This window comes from Butyricicoccus sp. OF27-2pH9A, assembly GCF_027693185.1.
In the GTDB taxonomy this organism is placed as follows: domain Bacteria; phylum Bacillota; class Clostridia; order Oscillospirales; family Butyricicoccaceae; genus Agathobaculum; species Agathobaculum butyriciproducens.
Genome location: NZ_JAQEXK010000002.1, coordinates 228489 through 245751, shown reverse-complemented (window position 1 = coordinate 245751; position 17263 = coordinate 228489). Strand labels below are relative to the sequence as shown.

Annotated in this window: 10 protein-coding genes; 3 read left to right on the top strand and 7 right to left on the bottom strand. The window is 55.7% G+C overall.

Annotation, left to right across the window (positions count from 1 at the left end; genetic code table 11):
• Positions 1–5: 5 nt before the first annotated feature.
• The 3 genes from PG722_RS03170 to PG722_RS03160 form a co-directional block, all read right to left on the bottom strand.
• A complete protein-coding gene (locus PG722_RS03170; RefSeq protein WP_270579622.1) occupies positions 6–9311 on the bottom strand; it encodes a type II secretion system protein in 9306 nt (3101 codons plus the stop codon).
• Positions 9312–9541: 230 nt separating this feature from the next.
• On the bottom strand, positions 9542–10903 hold the full coding sequence (locus PG722_RS03165) for an NCS2 family permease (protein ID WP_118728844.1): 1362 nt from the start codon (positions 10901–10903) through the stop codon (positions 9542–9544).
• 62 nt (positions 10904–10965) lie between these two features.
• Entirely contained in the window at positions 10966–11490 is a 525-nt protein-coding gene (locus PG722_RS03160; protein WP_110435309.1) for an adenine phosphoribosyltransferase, read from the bottom strand.
• A 439-nt stretch (positions 11491–11929) separates the two neighbouring features.
• On the opposite strand from PG722_RS03160, the gene PG722_RS03155 reads away from it, so the two are divergent.
• On the top strand, positions 11930–12124 hold the full coding sequence (locus PG722_RS03155) for a hypothetical protein (RefSeq protein ID WP_118284672.1): 195 nt from the start codon (positions 11930–11932) through the stop codon (positions 12122–12124).
• An 81-nt stretch (positions 12125–12205) separates the two neighbouring features.
• On the opposite strand, the gene PG722_RS03150 is transcribed toward PG722_RS03155, so the two are convergent.
• Positions 12206–12580, bottom strand: coding sequence for a DUF4186 domain-containing protein (locus tag PG722_RS03150; protein ID WP_161273685.1), 375 nt, complete (start codon positions 12578–12580; stop codon positions 12206–12208).
• Positions 12581–12718: 138 nt separating this feature from the next.
• On the opposite strand from PG722_RS03150, the gene PG722_RS03145 reads away from it, so the two are divergent.
• Both PG722_RS03145 and PG722_RS03140 read left to right on the top strand, forming a co-directional pair.
• Positions 12719–15133, top strand: coding sequence for an ATP-dependent helicase (locus PG722_RS03145; RefSeq protein WP_270579621.1), 2415 nt, complete (start codon positions 12719–12721; stop codon positions 15131–15133).
• Positions 15130–15540, top strand: coding sequence for a hypothetical protein (locus PG722_RS03140; RefSeq protein ID WP_270579619.1), 411 nt, complete (start codon positions 15130–15132; stop codon positions 15538–15540). Before PG722_RS03145 ends, PG722_RS03140 begins: the two co-directional genes overlap by 4 nt.
• Positions 15541–15797: 257 nt before the next feature.
• Here PG722_RS03140 and PG722_RS03135 read toward each other — a convergent pair whose 3' ends face one another.
• The 3 genes from PG722_RS03135 to PG722_RS03125 are packed head-to-tail and all read right to left on the bottom strand — an operon-like array spanning position 15798 to position 17259.
• Positions 15798–16505, bottom strand: coding sequence for a sigma-70 family RNA polymerase sigma factor (locus PG722_RS03135; protein WP_243022076.1), 708 nt, complete (start codon positions 16503–16505; stop codon positions 15798–15800).
• The gene (gene spoIIAB, locus PG722_RS03130; protein ID WP_110435313.1) at positions 16502–16939 is read right to left on the bottom strand and encodes an anti-sigma F factor; all 438 of its coding nucleotides are present in this window, start codon (positions 16937–16939) and stop codon (positions 16502–16504) included. The genes PG722_RS03135 and spoIIAB overlap by 4 nt, the downstream gene beginning before the upstream one ends.
• A complete protein-coding gene (locus PG722_RS03125) occupies positions 16939–17259 on the bottom strand; it encodes an anti-sigma factor antagonist (protein WP_110435314.1) in 321 nt (106 codons plus the stop codon). Before PG722_RS03125 ends, spoIIAB begins: the two co-directional genes overlap by 1 nt.
• Positions 17260–17263: the final 4 nt, after the last annotated feature.

Sequence of the window (17263 nt, the reverse complement as noted above, 5' to 3'; positions counted from 1 at the left end):
CGTAACTAAAATCTGCGCTCAGCAGGATCGGATTCCGTATAACGGTCGCTCTTGCTGTCCGCAATGACAGTTACCCTGCTGATCTGTATACCATTCGTCAGCTGCAGGGTCTGATTCTCGTGCGTTACCACGGAGAAAATGTTAGGCAGCTTCAATGTAAATGTGCCGTCCTTCACCTGCAGCATGGTATCCGGCTGATAGCTGTAATAACGAATGCTGCCATTGGTAAGGCTGTATCTGCCGTTGACCGCACTGCCCTGTTTTACAGTATACCAGTCATCCCCTGCAACTGCAAACGTATTTTGACCATTTATGATAATCTCCGGCAGGTTCCCGCTCATATCGACGGTAACCGTCGTGGAATTATCGTCCTTATCGGTCAATTCAATCCGATACAGGTCAGCGTCTGCCACCTCGTTCCACGAGAGCGCGGTAAGCTGTGCAGCCCACTCTGCCGTGTTGATAAGACGATTCATCGGGCCATAGCTGACCTCAAGCGCCTCATTCACGTTTGCCAGCGACGCGCTCGGCGCTTCCAGCTTCACACGCGGGAATACCACATCGCCGCTCGATACCCAGACCGAGCTTACCTGTCCCGCCGACTGCGAAATACGAGCCTCAAACCGTACAGAACAGCCTGCGTATTTCGTATCCAGATTGGTCAGGCTGCAGACGTAGCTGCCGCCGCTTTCGCTCATTGCAGAAACGGGGTAAGTCACCGTTGTGCCGTCCGTCCCAGTGATTTTTGCCCGCAGCAGATAGGTGCTGCCGCCGGGCGGTACACTGGCCTCATTCTCCGGCGTAACGGTGACCTGCAGGCCGCCGCTTCGGAAGCCGGCCGCCGGAATCGGGTTGTTTGCTGCCGCATTCCAGTTGTACGACCACTTGACGCTCGGCGTATCCAGACGCATCGGCACGGTCATCGTGTACACGATACCGTTCGGGCTGTCCGCGTAGCCGGAATCATCAGCAGCCACCGCCACCAGATAGAGGTCGATGGTCTTGCCGGCGTAATCCTCCAGACTGCGGCTTACCGAGCAGGTGCCGCCCCTGACGGGCACAAGCGCACCCAGGGCAGCGGCCGTTTCGCCCTCCGGCTGCACATAAACCTGATAGCCTGCACAGCCGTTTTCGCTGCCGATGGCACTCCAGCCGATGGTGTATTCCAGCTCGTTGGTATCCGGGTTGATTACCGATGGCTGTCCCGGACGCTCGAGGCGCTGCTTGACAGCGTACTTCTTCGTCGTACTCAGGCCAACCTCGCCGTATGCCTGTCCCAGACGGGTAACGGTCAGCTCAACCTCGGCGTACTGCCAGTCGTCCGCGCTGATGGTGAACGATTGGGAAGTATTCGGATTCTCCTGCGTACCGTAAACCTCGTTGACCGGAATGCCGATTCTTGCGCCTGCCGCAGTAATGCCGGTCAGCTTGACGCTGTAGTGCGGCGCTGCAGTCCCCTGACCGGGCTGCGTCCACGAGAACCGGTAGCTGATACTGCCGTTATCTTCCTGCATCAGTACCGGGTCGTTCAGCTCCGGCGCCGTCAGCGGCTTGATGTTCAAAGCCTCGGTTCTAATGTAGTTTGCAAAGTCAATTGCGTGGCCAAGGACATGACTGTAAATGATCCTGTCCTGCTGCTGAACGCCCTCCGCGCTGTAAGTCCGCAGCGTAACAGACGCATCGCCGGTCTGCCGGGTATCACCATAGGTGTAAACCGGTCCCAGACCGGAGGCGGCGTACCATGCACGCACCCGACGATTTGTGACATTCTCCGCGAAATACTCCTTCGGCAGGTTGCGGAAGTTTGCCGTAACCGTGTTGCCCGCCGAGGTCAGCACATCCTCATACGCAAAAACATACTCATTTGTGCCAACCGTGCCGAGCACCTCGATACGGTAAATCGGCGGTGTTTCCATCTGCGGCTCGTTGACCGTCAGTGCAGCCGTGACCGTGCAATCATCCACCGTACTGCCCGAGTACGATACCGACAGCTTGTTGATGCTGCCGTCCGGCTTGTACTTCGGCGTGTCAGTCGGGATGGTATCCGTCACGGAGGCCGGCTGAATGCCGTTCGTAATGCCTGCCGCTGCCGTGACGATCAGCTCCTTCAAATCATCGCCGTTGATCTCGGCGGTATGGTTGTTCTGATCAATAGTCACGGTCTGCGAGCCAAGCCTGAAGGTAATCTTCCAGTTGCTGAAGACCGCATAATCCGCAAGGTTTTTCAGCGAGATCTGGTATTTAGCGCCATTGTTCCAATGGCTCACCAGTCGGATATTGACATCCGGTGTCGGCAGCACCGACACATTCTGCGTCGCCGCAGTTTTCCATGCAGAAGGCGCGGTATCCTCAAACAGACTGACAGCACGAACCGACAATGTAATGGTCTTGCCTGCTGTGTCTGCCGCAAGGCTTGCCGGCAGCTGGAACGAACCGCTGGTCGTACCGGAGCCGTACGCCTGTGTGCCGTTCAGCTTCGGGTCCCACTGTCCCTGTCCCTTTCGGTTCGGGATAAAGCGCAGATTGGACAGTACCTCCTCACCGTCAACGAACACCCTGCCCTCGTAGTACAGCGGGCGGTCGTCGTCCGTGATGGAGACGTTGAAGGCACCGTCATCGTTCTGCCGGAGCGAAACGTCAAAGGAGTCATCCAGTGCACCGGATGCCGTCTTGCTGTGCTCCATATCGCGGTAATTGGTGCGGACGTACTCGTCAAGCAGCTTGCCGTTCTGATTAAACAAGCCATTCACTCGGTAGATATTCGGCCGCAGCCACGATTGATTGTTGCCTGTCGTCTGCGAAATCGTTCGATAGGTCGGAGAATCCGGCATAACAAACAAAACACGTCCGGTGATTTCACCCGAAGTACGAATGATACCATTATCGTCAATCGTTGTGTTGTCGTTTGTCATGTTGTAGTACAGCTGATTATTGTCCGTATCCACAGAATCCAGATTCGGACCTGCAATCGCCGCAAAGGTCTTATCCTTCCATTTGCCTTCGATACCCAGATTGCCGAAGGCAATCATACGCGAATACGCCTTGCGCGATTCACTTCGATAACCATACTGAAACGTATGTCCTACATCGTTTGTCAAACCCCAGGTATCATAAAAATAATAGTTGTTTCCCACATTATTTTTATCCGATATCAGGCCAAAATCATTTCCAAAAGCAGCAATCGACCAATCCTTGTTTGTATCCTGGCTGACGGAAAAACAATTTTGTATGTAGGTATTGCCTGCGGCAATTTTAGAACTGCCGCTCTTGCCATTGCGCTCGTAGCGATCACCCATAATGCCTGCAGAATACGGATCACCCACCAGCTTTTCCGCATAGTTGCGGCAGCGATCAATGTTCAGCACAATATTTTCGGTCGAAATACCGATGGAATACCGTGCATCGTTATAGCTTTTCGACAGCACATTATCCGTAGAAAAGAAGCCGACGATACCGGAAGCCATCGAGCCTGCGTAAATTTTCACACCGGGTGCGTTCACGCAGTCTACCACGTTGATCGTATACTTCTGTCCATCTCCAGCTTTAGTCGCTTCATACGCCGTAATATTGCCAAGAATGCCGGCACTGTCATTCGCACCGTCTGCCTTACTCTCACCATTGCGGCTGTAAACGCTGCCGTGGTTCTGACAGCTGATAATATCAAAATCCTGATTGGAGGCCGCATGATACAGCTGTGCTACAATACCGCCCGAAGCGCCTACCCAATCCGCCTTAAATGTGGTCTGCAGATTGCCATAGTTATAACAGCCTTCGATTATGCCGCCGTTATTCGTCCACTGACCGACAATACCGCCCGAATAATTCGAGTGATAGCCATAAACAGTACCATAATTGACACAATTCCGGATCATCCAATCCGTGGTGGTCTTATTCGACTGCGTACCGATAATGCCGCCTGCAAAACGGTTGGTCGCATTACTGCTCCGCTGGCGGCCGACAAACGCCTGATTGAGCAGATAGGACAGGTCCTTTTCGCTCTCGTTCATGCCGACAATACCGCCGGTGCCGACACCGATGCCGTCCGACTTGTTGACCAGCAGCCAGCTGCCGCTGACGCAGCGATTCAGCTCACCGGTCGGCGCATTGTAGCCCGCCACGCCGCCGAGGTTGCCGTTGCTCGATACGATGATCTGCATGGTGCGGTCTGCCGCTACGCTCTTGCTGCCGCCGTTGTAGGACAGCTTTTCCACATCCGTCCGGTCTGCCCACTTTACCCAGGTGGAATCCGCAGACAGCTTCTGTGCCTCGGCATTGGACAGCAGGTCGCTCACCTTGCTGACATTTTCCATCAAGGCTTCGGTGCTCTTATCGCCGGACATGGTGATCGTGCCCTTGTTATAGCCGGTCACACCGCCGACCATGCCGTTTTTGACCGTGATCGTGCCGGTTCCGGTATTGTCTATGTAGCACTGCTCGATGATGCCGGTCGTATCATTCTTGCCTGCAATGCCGCCGATATGCGAGGACAGGCGTTCCTTCTCTGCCGCCGAACTGGTGGAGGTTGCGGTGTACACACCGTCCGCCGTCAGTGTCAGCCTGGAAACGGTACTGCCCTGCAGCAGACCGCCGTTCAGTCCGGCAATGCCGCCGTAGCAGTTGCCGACCGTACTCTTTCCTTCATCGACCGTGCCGGAGTAAGTGCATTCGGTTACCTTGCCGCTTGCATTATTCTGACCGACTACACCGCCGAGATAGGTATACTTCGTGAATTTCTCGAAATTCGAGGTGACCTTCACCTTGCTGACCGTACCGCCCGCTCGATTGATGCCGACTGCACCGCCGACCTGCAGCGTGCTTGCGGAAACGCTGTATGTCGGCTGCTGCGAAACCTCGGTTTCAGTAACCATACCGCTGTTGTCTCCGACAACAGCACCCAGAATGAATGCACTGCCGGAAATCGTGATATGATCGCCGAGTACCGCTCCTTGAACCGTACCACCCTTGTAGTTTACCGCACAGATCGCGCCTGCCGCAGTCTTGTTGCGGGTGATGAGTGTTACCCTGTTATCCGTGCCGACGCTGCAGCTCCTGATCGTGCCGTAGTTTTCGCTGGCAACACCGCCTGCATAGCCGTCGTTACTGGTGACGCTGCCGTTGCCGATACAGCTCTCGACCGTGCTGCCCGCGCTGTTCATGCCGACAATGCCGCCTGCCGCACCGACATTTGCGGTCACCTGACCGAGATTCTTCGCGTACCGCAGAACAGCCTTTGTGCCCTCCTGCGCGCCGACAACGCCGCCTGCACTGCCCGCCGCTGCGCGGACCTCTGCCGCCTGATTGGTCAGGCAGTTGATGCTCGTGCCGCCGAGTGTACCGCGGTTAATGCCGGCAATACCGCCGACCATACTGCTGCCGCGCACGGTCAGCCTGTTATCCGCGGCAATGACATCGCCCTGCATGCTGCCGCTTGCCGGACTGAGCGTGCCGGTTGCGGTATTCACGCCGATCACGCCGCCGACACCGCTGCCGCTGCCGTTGACACGGCGCTTTCCTGCCGGTGTGCTCGAAAGCACGATCGCACCGCCGTTTTCGCCCGCAATACCGCCGACACGGCCTGCACCGCTGACATTGGCACTGCTGGTATTGTTCTGTATCCTGCCGCCGCTGAGATTATAGCCGACGATGCCGCCGACCGTATTCCGTCCGGTGACGGTGCAGTTTTTCTCGGTCGTGCAGTTTTCAATCGTGCCCGCCGTCCTGCCGCCGACGTTCAGACCCGCGATACCGCCGATATAATCCTGCGTTGCGCTGCCCATGCTGCCGGAGAGCGTGCAGTCGCGGATGATGCCCTCGTTCAGACCGACCACGCCGCCCATGGCATTCAGACCGTTCATCGTGCCCTTGCTGGCACAGTGGTCTATCACCTGATTCTCACCGTTGACGCCGATCACACCGCCGATGACGGAAACACGCAGTTCGCTGCTGCCCAGCTCATCGGAGAGTGCCTTCGCGGCATCCGTGTACTTCTGCGCCTGCAGATAGGATACCATATCCACACCGGTTTTCAGCTTGCTGTCCGGGAAGGTGTCCTCTGCCGGACGGTCAAAGCCGCCTGCGTTCAGGCAGTGCTCCACCTTCATCCGGGTCTGCGGCTCACAGCTGCCGATAATGCCGCCTGCATACGCATACGCGCGGATGGTCATGTTGTTGGAAACTGCAGACAGTCTGCCTGCACTGTTGCCGTCCGCTGTGATGATGATGGTATGCGTATTGGTAGATGCCTTGACCGTTCCCGGCACATTGCTGTTGTTTGCCGCGATGCCCGGCAGAAGCGCATACAGCGTTCCGCCTGCCCGGTCTTTCTCCGTGTAGGTGCGCTGATAGCCGATCAGACCGCCGCAGAATGCCTCTGCAGTGACCGTGCCAAGACTGTTGTCGACCTTGAGACCGCTGACCGTGACATCCTCTCCCGGATTGACCACATTTGCACCGATCGCACCGCCGACATAGTACCGTCCCTGCACACTGCTCGGCTTGATGGTCAGCTTCTTCTCGAGCAGCTTTGTCGAAGCATTCAGACCGATCAGACCGCCGACGCAGTCTCCGGTTGCGGCAACACGGCCGCCGATGAGCGTATAATTGATATCAATCGTGCCGTCTGTGTCGTTATAGCCGACCAGACCACCGACATAATGCTTGCCGACGACGATGCCCGCCACACTCCGGTTAGAGACTGCGTTATCCTTGTCGCTGAAGATGATCGTGCCGCTGTTGTAGCCGGTCAGACCGCCCGCATAGCTGCCGACGGCTCCCCAGTCCGTGACACGCCTGTAGATCGCATTATTGGTGTCCGAAACATAGCTTGCACAGTTTATGATGGCCGCATTGTTCTCATTTGCACCGCAAATACCGCCGATAAATACATTGTATCCTGCAACGACACCTGTGTTGACGCAGTTTTTGATCGTCGAACCGCCTTTATTCTCACCGATGATGCCGCCGACATACGAATTGCCGATGACATAGCTTGCGTTAACGGTTGTTCTGGTGCCGTTTTCACTGAGCAGTGCCGTCTGCGTATCAGACTGATTCAGCGCACCGATGATGCCGCCGACATACTCGCTGCCGAGAACGTAGCCGTTTGCCTCGGTCTCGCAGTCATACAGCACACTTTGTTCGCCGTAGCCGACAATGCCGCCGACATATCTGCCGCGCAGCTTGTCTCTATCCTCCTGCTTATAGGTGTAGCCGTCCGCATATCCGGCACGGCTTCTGCATTCGGAAAGAGACGCGTTATGCGCGTAGCCGACAATGCCGCCGATATAATGTCCTGCCAGCGAATGATCATCTGCGGCTGTGCTGCTGAGAATCAGCCCCTCATTTTTGCAGTCAGCCATATCTTTTCCCGTGGCCTGATCCTTGCCGGAAAAATAGCCTGCAATGCCGCCAACCGAGCGATTGCCCGTTACAGCAGCGCTGTTGGTGAGGGTCTTGACTGCGGCACCGTTTGTTGTCAGGCTGCCCGCAATACCGCCGATACCGCGCGCAGTATCGCCGGTCGGCAGCGTACCGGTTACGGTACCCGATGCAGACAGCTTGATTACTGACTTAGAATCGCTGACCTCAATCACACCGGCCACACCGCCGATGCCCTGCGCCTGTGCCGAGGTCAGCGCAGCTTCCACCTCGGCTTCGGTGCCGTCCACGGTATCGCCCTTCAAAGAGCCATTGCTGTAACCGCAGACTGCGCCGACACCCTTGAGCTTGTCCGAGGCAATCTCCACCTGCGGATTGAGCAGACGCAGATTCTGGATCGTGCCTGCGTTTTTTTGGAACAGACCAAGATACTCTGCGTCATCGGCAATCGAGGTCTTATCCAGCTTGAGATTACTGATGACATTCCCGCCGGTAAACACGCCGGCAATGCGGTTCAGCAGACCGCCTGTGCCGTCCAGTGTCTGATTGCTGCGCAGCGCAGGGATGCTCGGGAAGCCGATATCCTTGCCGGTGGAAACCGAAAGTGCGCCGCGGGCTGCCGTACCGTAAACCTTTACACTGTCGCTCATCCAGTCCAGTGAACGCGCGGTAACGGCAAATGCCGCCGTCGTATCCATATAACGGATATTGGACAGATGACGGAAGGTTTCGATCTCGCACCGGCTGTTATCCGACCGGGTGCCGTCACCGAAAAGCGTGTTCGCCTTATTGGATTCGATAGCGTCACTCTTTTGATACTCCTCACCGCGGGTGTTTTCTGCGTTCGGGTCCGGAAACACCTGCACGGCTGCGTAAACATTCAGCGGGGTTTCCAGCTTGCCGCCGAAGCGCGTGATGCTGGTATCGCTGCTCTGCCGGAAGGCTGCTTTATCATCAGACAGCTTGTCCAACCGGTCGTACAGCTTCGCATTCATCATACCGTCCAGCACGAGTGTTGCCCGCTTGCCGGTCCGGTCATATTCCATGGGGAAGGTATAATTCTTCGTCGCATTATCCTCGGTCGTAACCGCAACCGACTGCGAACCCGTTTTCAAATCCCTGCCCGGAATATTGATCGACAGAAGCTGTGCTTTATCCTCACTGCTGTACAGCTTGACCTCGTAATAAACCTTATCCAGATCCTGATCCTTCACATTGCTCGACCAGTTCAGCGACAAAGTTTCACCGTTTACCAGATTGATCGAGGTGATCTTCAGCTTAGTCGCATCCAGACTGACAGCATTGACTGCATCCTGAACCGAGTAATAGCCCAGCCGTTCTTCCCTGCGCGTATCGCGGCCGCGCTTGCTGTAATCAATATCCAGCCAGCTACCGGACATATCCGCCGGTTTGCTGTCCTCATTCGATCCGTAGTACAGTCCCTTGCAGTTTGTGCCGTAGAAAACCGAATAAACCTGACCGCTTTCCACGTCGATTTCGATGCAGATTGCAGCATTCAGCACACTTTTATCATAGGTATCCTGCGAAAGAAGCGCACCGACGAGCGCACCGTCACCCGACAGCTCACCTTCTGCGTATTCGCCTGCATCCAGACGAATGCCGTAAATACGGCCGACCAGCTTTTTCCGGTCCTCGTCCGACTCATCAAACGACTGATTCAGCACGCCTTCCTTCTTCACCCTACTGCAGAACGACTCCCATTCACCGCCGGTACGAAGGTAGGTCAGCTCGGATTCTGCCGACAGATACATGGTCTTAGCGTACGATTCATTCTTTCGGAACTGCGACAGATGGATATACCCCAGAAGGCTCGGTACAGCGATAGCAAACAGAATGCTCAGAATGACCAGTGCAACTACCAGCTCTACGAGGGTAAAGCCGCCTTTTCCGCACTTTTTGCGCTGCTGTGTCATATTCGCTGCCTCCTTCCCTTCAGATATAGGATAAATGGGTATACTGCCCCAATTTAGTCATTTTATATTTTACTAACTCCTACGTTTTCTGTCAAGTATCGACACCGTTCAACTGCAATCCCCACTGTTTTCGCGTATTTCCTCTGATATTCACCATGATTTTCATGCCATACAAAAAAGGCTGCCGAAGCGAGCTTCGGCAGCCTTCTGTAATCTTTACGATTTCTTAATTAAAGGAAGATGTACTTGAGTACGAACAGTACTGCCAGAACGTACATCAGCGGAGCAACCTTCTTGCCCTTGCCGGCTGCAACATTCAGCAGAACGTAGGAGATAACGCCCAGAGAGATACCCTCGGAGATGCTGTAGAACAGCGGCATAGCGATGATGGCGAGATAAGCCGGGATGGACTCGGTCAGGTTGTCCAGATCGAAGTTGATCTCGGTTACGGTGCCTACCATCAGGAAGCCAACCATGATCAGCGCCGGAGCGGTTGCGAAGGACGGGATGGCGGTGAAGATCGGCGCAAACAGCGTGGATACAAGGAACAGGATGCCGGTAACCAGAGCGGTCAGGCCGGTACGGCCGCCGACTGCAACGCCGGATGCGGACTCAACAAAGGTGGTGGTGGTGGAAGTACCCAGAATTGCACCTGCGGAGGTTGCAATCGAGTCTGCCAGCAGAGCGGGCTTGATGCCCGGCAGCTTGCCGTCCTTATCGAGCATCTTCGCCTTGGTGGCAACACCGATCAGCGTGCCGAGGGTGTCGAAGATATCAACGAACAGGAACGAGAAGATGACAACGATGAAGTTTACGATGCCAACCGCGCTGAAATCAACATTGAAGCACTGGCCGAAGGTCAGACCCAGTCTGGAGAAGTCGGTCATGCCCCAGCTCGGGAACAGAGAATAGAAGCCTGCGTCCGGCGTCGGAACGTAAAGGCCGGTCACCTGACAGATCATGCCGAGGATCCAGGTCAGCAGGATGCCGTACAGGATGGCGCCCTTCATCTTGCGGGTGTAGAATACTGCGGTGAAGAACAGACCGATCAGCGTCAGCAGTGCGCAGATGCCTGCGGTGTGGAAATTCTCCGGGAAGCTGATGATGCCGACCAGCGTTGCGGAGTCCACGCACAGGCCGGAGTTCTGCAGGCCGATGAAGGCGATGAACAGACCGATACCAACCGAAACACCCTTTTTGAGCGTCAGCGGAATGGCATTGAAGATGGCCTCACGGATGTTGGTGAGCGACAGGACGATGAAGATCAGGCCCTCAATGAATACGGCCAGCAGCGCAACCTGCCAGCTGTAGCCATAGCCTGCAACAACGGTGTACGCCATAAAGGCGTTCAGACCCATGCCGGCAGAGAGCGCGAACGGCAGGTTTGCCATAAACGCCATGCACAGCGTGCCCAGGCAGGATGCCAGAGCGGTTGCCAGCAATACCGCGGTGGTATCCATACCGGTGGAGCCGAGTACGCTCGGGTTTACGGCAAGGATGTACGCCATGGTCATAAAGGTAGTGATACCGGCCATGACCTCGGTCTTGACTGTGGTTTTGTGTTCCGATAGCTTGAAAACACGTTCAAACATCGAATAACCCCCTTTTTAATTTTCAGGCTTTCGCCTTGATTACTGTGAAATGATAATTTTACTTACTTCCCCTCGTAAGCGACAACCGTCTCCGCCGGACAGGTTTTGATGCGGTCGCGTCCGTGCAGACCCTTGAGCTCCAGCAGGCAGACAACCTTGACGACCTTCGCGCCGAGCTGCTCCAACAGGTGGACAGCCGCCTCAAGCGTACCGCCGGTAGCGATCAGGTCATCGACAACGACGATCTTCATCCCCGGCTTGATGTCATCGCGGTGTACCTCGATGGTCTCCATGCCGTATTCCAGCTCGTAGGACATGCGGGACGTTGCACGCGGCAGTTTGCCCTGCTTGCGGATCGGAATGAATGCCTTATGCAGATTGTACGCCATCGGTGCACCGAACAGGAATCCGCGGGATTCCAGACCGGCGATTGCGTCAAACTCCACGCCGTCCAGCAGCGCAGTCATCTCGTCCACCGCCAGATGGAAGCCGTCCGCATCACCGAGCACGGTGGTAATATCGCGGAAGATGATGCCCTCCTTCGGAAAATCCGGAATGCTGGTGATATACTGCTCAACCTTACTCATGAAACCTCAATTTCCTCCTTATCCCTGCCGCCCGGCAGAGAATCAATTATGCTGTTTTGTCATTTGGCAAGCAAAACAGCAATACACTTTATATATTATCAAATCGTGTCGTTTGTGACAAGAGATTGATTGTACGAAATGCAGATTTTTATCATGAAGATTATTGCAGCTATACAAATTCTCATCAAATTGTTCACTATCGGATATGGAGCGGGCGCCGTCCGGACGACTGGGCGGTTCACCGCACCCGCGGCGCCGCGCAGCTCGTTGGCCCGGTGGTTACGGACGGCATCTGAGAGTTTCATCTTTAGTACCTCTTACCTTTTATATAACCGCTATTTACTGTAACCATCTGCATCACATTTATTGCGTTCTTCCTATCGCTGTGCTATGCTGTGTATATACCGACTAACCTTGTTTATGATGGGAGGCTGCTGTGATGAATCGAAAAAGCGTTATCAATATTCTCTGTGTCCTGTCGGCCATGATTGCTGTCGGAATTGCGGTTTGGATCACTCTGACTGCCCACACACCGCACACGATGGACGATTATATCAACCATCAATACCTGATTGGTGTTTCCAGCGGAATCGCACTCATACTATGTATTATCCGCAGCTATATGCCAAAATAGCAGAAGAGACGCAACTGCGTCTCTTTTTTATTCTATGGAGAGCGGTAAACCGCAAGTCTCTCTTCACTCTCACTCTAATTCTCAATTTTCCATTTCTCTCCTCATCCAGCTCATCAGCATTCCAACGATATAGACCTGCTGCTCCGCCGAAAGCGGCACGCCCTGCGGGATGCCATGCCACTTCTCCAGACAGCCCCGGCAGCAGCAGGCGGTCGCGTGCTGCGCGATGAACACCGGATGCCCGCGCATGGGTGTCTGCTTGCCGTCGTTTTTCGGCGCGGCCGGTGCAAGCCGCTTGGAAACGAAGTCTGCCGCGTGGTCGGCAACCGTGTTCCATCCCTTCTCGCGGATATACTGCTTGTCCTGCGCCTTCAAATGAAAGCGGCTGCGGAAATTCGAGCGCGAAAGCCGCACGAGCATCTGCGCATAGGTTTCCTGCCGCTGTTTGTCTGTCATTGTGCTCACCTCTTTTTATAGTATACTCCGATCGACTTTTTTACGCAATCCGGATAGAACATTTGTTTTCTTTTCCCGAATATGATATACTATCTCTGCATTTGATTTTCTGTATCTTCAAACGAAACGAGGAAACCTATGGAACCGACCAAATTTGATATGAAATATGCTGCTGTCCGGCGTGCGATCATCGAACAGCGCTTTTCCAAGTTAAACGACAAGCAGCGCGAGGCTGTCTATCAGACCGAGGGCCCGCTGCTCATCCTGGCGGGTGCGGGCAGCGGCAAGACGACCGTGCTCATCAACCGCATCATCAACATTCTCAAGTTCGGCGACGGACTGGAAAGTGAATTTGCGCCCGACTGGGCGACTGAAGACGATCTTCTGTTCCTGACCGAATACCTGACCGATCCTAAGCCGGAGAACCGCGCCCGCGCGGAGCACCTGTGCGCGATGAATCCCGCCCGCCCGTGGCAGGTGATTGCGATCACGTTCACCAACAAAGCCGCGCGTGAGCTGCGCGAGCGTCTGGAATTTGCCCTCGGCGACGAGGAAGCCGCGTCCGCTGTCTGGGCGTACACCTTCCACACGGCATGCCTGCGCATTCTGCGCAAGCACGTTGACCTGCTCGGCTTTGAGAGCGCGTTCACCATCTACGATGAGGACGACAAGAAGCGCGTCATTCTCAACGTAATGAAAAAGCTCGATCTCGATCCCAAGAATTTCGATCCGCGAACCGTAATGGGCATGATCTCCCGCGCAAAGGACAAGCTGATGACCCCGCGTCAGTTCAGCGCGGATGCCGCCGGTGACTACTTCCGTGAAAAGGTCGCAGACGTCTACCGAGATTACGAAAAGGCCATGAAAAAGGCCTGTGCGCTGGATTTCGACGATATTATCATGAAAACCGTGCTGCTGCTGCAGAACAACCCCGAGGTGCTGGAATACTATCAGCGCCAGTTCCGCTATGTTCTCGTGGACGAGTATCAGGATACCAACTACGCGCAGTATGTGCTCACCAGCCTGCTGGCAGGCTATTACGAGAACATCTGCGTTGTCGGCGATGACGACCAGAGTATCTACAAGTTCCGCGGTGCAACCATCACGAACATTCTGGAGTTTGAAAAGCAGTTCAAGGACGCGAAAACCATCCGTCTGGAGCAGAATTACCGCTCGACCGGCAACATTCTCAATGCCGCAAACGAGGTCATCCGCAACAACGTCGGCCGCAAGGGCAAGGAGCTGTGGACCGACCACGGTGACGGTGCGAAAATCCGTCTGCACCGCTCGGACAGCCAGGAAGGCGAAGCGGCCTACATTGCCGATACCATCCGCGAAGGCGTGGAGCAGGGCCGAAAATGGGGAGATTTTGCCGTTCTGTACCGCAACAACGTGCTTTCAGATAACATTGCCGCCGCGTTCATCCGTGCGGGCATCCCGTACCGCGTGTACAAGGGCCGCGATTTCTTCTCGCGCGCCGAGGTCAAGGACATGTTCGCCTACCTGTGGGTGATCGAAAATCCTGCGGACGAGCTGCGTCTGCGCCGTATTATCAACACGCCTGCCCGCAAGATTGGCGATAAATCGGTCGAAACCGCCATGCAGCTTGCCGTCGAGTACGGCACGACGCTGTATGATGTGGTATGCCATGCTTCTCAGTACCCTGCCCTGTCCCGCGGCGCCGCGGCAATGGAGAAGTTCGGCGAGATGATCGAAAATCTGCGCAAACTGCGGGAATTTGTCTCGCTTTCCGAATTGTACGATGAACTCATGGACAAAAGCGGCTACATCCGTGCGCTGCAGCTAAAGGGCGGCGCAGAAGAGGAAAACCGCATTGAGCACATTGAAGAGCTGAAATCCTACATTGTCGATTACGAGGACAAGACCGAAACGCCGTCGCTCGGCGATTTTCTCGAGAACATGGCGCTGTACACGGATGCCGACCAGTCCGGCGAGGACGATGACGCAGTTATCATGATGACCATGCATGCCGCCAAGGGTCTGGAGTTCCCTGTCGTATTCCTCGCGGGCATGGAAGACGGGCTGTTCCCCGGCTTCCGTGCAATGGAGAAGGACGAGGACATGGAGGAGGAACGCCGCCTGTGCTACGTTGCCGTCACCCGCGCGAAGGAGCAGCTGTATCTCACCTGCGCGGAGCGCCGCCTGCTGTACGGCCGCACGCAGTATTCGCATCCGTCGCGCTTTGTTGATGAGATGCCGGAGGAGCTGCTTGAGAGCAATATCACCGAAAGCCGCCGGTTCTCAAACGCAACTGCACCCGATCCAACGCTTTCACGTCCGCAAGTGGCGCGCGCGCGGTATGTCTCTGCCGCAAATACTGCGCCGAGCGCGTCACTGGCCTCGGCAGCTAAAAGCAAGCCGCTGCCGAACTTTGCCGCCGGCGACCGCGTGTTCCATAAGGCCTTCGGCGATGGACTGATCGTATCGGTAAAGCCGATGGGCGGCGATGCCCTGCTCGAAATTGCATTTGATCAGAAGGGCACCAAGCGGCTGATGGCCAAGTCGGCCGGACAGTTTATGCACAAATTATGAGCAAACGACAGGAATTCTGCCTAGCGCTGCACCATCTCGCGCTCACGTTTTTCGTGATATGTGCGCTCCCGCTGTGGTATCTCACGGGTATTTTATCCGATGTTCCACCGGATGTCAGTGCAGACGCACTGCATGCAGGCCGCCGCCAGCTCGCGATTCTGTTTGCGGTATTTACCGTTATTTTTCTTATCGGTATGATTGTATTCCGATTGGGGCGGCTGCCGCGCAGTAAATTTCAGATTGCGGCGCTGATCGTGCTTCTGACAATCGTCAGCTTTCCGTTTCTGCTGTACTGCTCGATTGCAGCTGAATTGCGGCTTGGCAAAGTGATACTTGCGTTTTATACTGCGTATCTGGTTGAAATTTGTGTGCTGATGGGACAAATCCTTCTGTCGCCGCACAAATAAAAAGGAGTTCTCTCACGAGAACTCCTTTTTAGGCTGTCAATTAAGTTCGTTTTCGCGATACTGATGCTGTCGCGCGGCAGCGCGTATGAAATAGCATTTGCAGCCCAAATGCATGAAAACCGGGGGCATGTACCTCGGTTTTCATACTTTCAGAGGGAGAAAGTTTCCGCACGGGAACTTTCGGATGTCCGTGTTTTGCGAAGTCAAAACACAGATTGTCGGAAAAACGAAGTTTTTCGACAGTCTCAACTCCTTTTTCACTCTCTCAGCATTTCCCTCAGCTTCTCTATGGCGCGTTTTTCGATGCGCGAGACCTGCACCTGCGACACACCGACGATGCGGCTGACCTGCTGCTGTGTCAAATCACGCGAATAGCGCAGACTGAGCACCTGCCTGTCGCGGTCGGGCAAGTCCTGCAGTGCCTCGTGCAGCGACAGATGCAGGCAGGTTCTCTCCTCCATTCCCTCGTCACCGACCAGATCACCTACGCGTCCGCCGCCGGACAGCTCCCGCTCGAACGAGTCCACCGACACGTCCGCCTGCTCGCAGGCCGCTACTTCCTCGACCGTCAATCCGGCGGCCTGTGCCAGTTCTGATACGGTCGGTGACCGTCCGTTCCGGCTCTCCCAGTCGCTTTGCAGGCGGCGCACACGAACCGCGCGTTCCTTGACCGCCCGGCTGACCTTGACCGCACCGTCGTCCCGCAGAAACCGCCGAATCTCACCCGCGATTTTGGGCACCGCATAGGTAGAAAACTCGTTGCCGAGCGACACATCGAAACCGCGCACGGCCTTGATGAAGCCGACACACGCCAGCTGATACAGATCGTCCGGCTCGGTGCCGCGCCCGTAATACCGCCGCGCGATCGACCAGATTAAACCGCTGTTGTCCTCGATCAGCCGCGCTTCCGCGTCCCTGTCGCCCGAAGCCGCCTGCTCGAGCAGCGTGCGCATTTCTCCGGTCACGCCTGCCGCTCCTTCAGCACCTTGACCATCGCAACCAGCGTTCCCTTTCCCGGCGTGGAGCGCACGCGCATTTTGTCCGTGAATGTCTCCATGATAGTGAATCCCATGCCGCTGCGCGTGTCGTCGCCCGTGGTGAACATGGGCTGGCGCGCCTGCTCGACATTCTCAATGCCGCATCCGGCGTCTTTTACCTTGAGCTCCAGAGCGCGTCCCTCGAACAGCCGCACCGTGACCGTGATAAATCCACATTTGTCCGCGTAGCCGTGCACAATGGCATTCGTCACCGCCTCGGAGACCACGGTTTTGATGTCGCCAAGTTCCTCCATCGTTGGGTCCAGCTGCGCGACAAATGCGCCGACCGCCTGCCGCGCAAACGCCTCGTTGACCGAATGGCTCTCGAATTTCAGGCTCATTTTGTTGATGACCGCCCGCATTATTCCTTCCCCCTTTCAAAAACCATCACCTGCGGCAGACCGGCTGCTTCAAACACCCGCATCGGCTGCGGCGGTGTGCCGCGCACCGCAAATTCGCGTCCGCTGCGGGCACAGGTGCGGTACAGGTGCAGGACGACCGCCAGACCGGAGCTGTCCATAAACGTCAGCTCGGACAGGTCGAGCACCAGCTTTTCGCACGGAAACAGCACCAGCAGATCCTCGGTCTGCTCGATCGCCGCCCGTGCTGCATGATGGTCCAGCTCACCGGTGTACACCGCGATCAACGTGCCCTCCTGCCTTCTCTGCGTGATTTGCAGCATATAT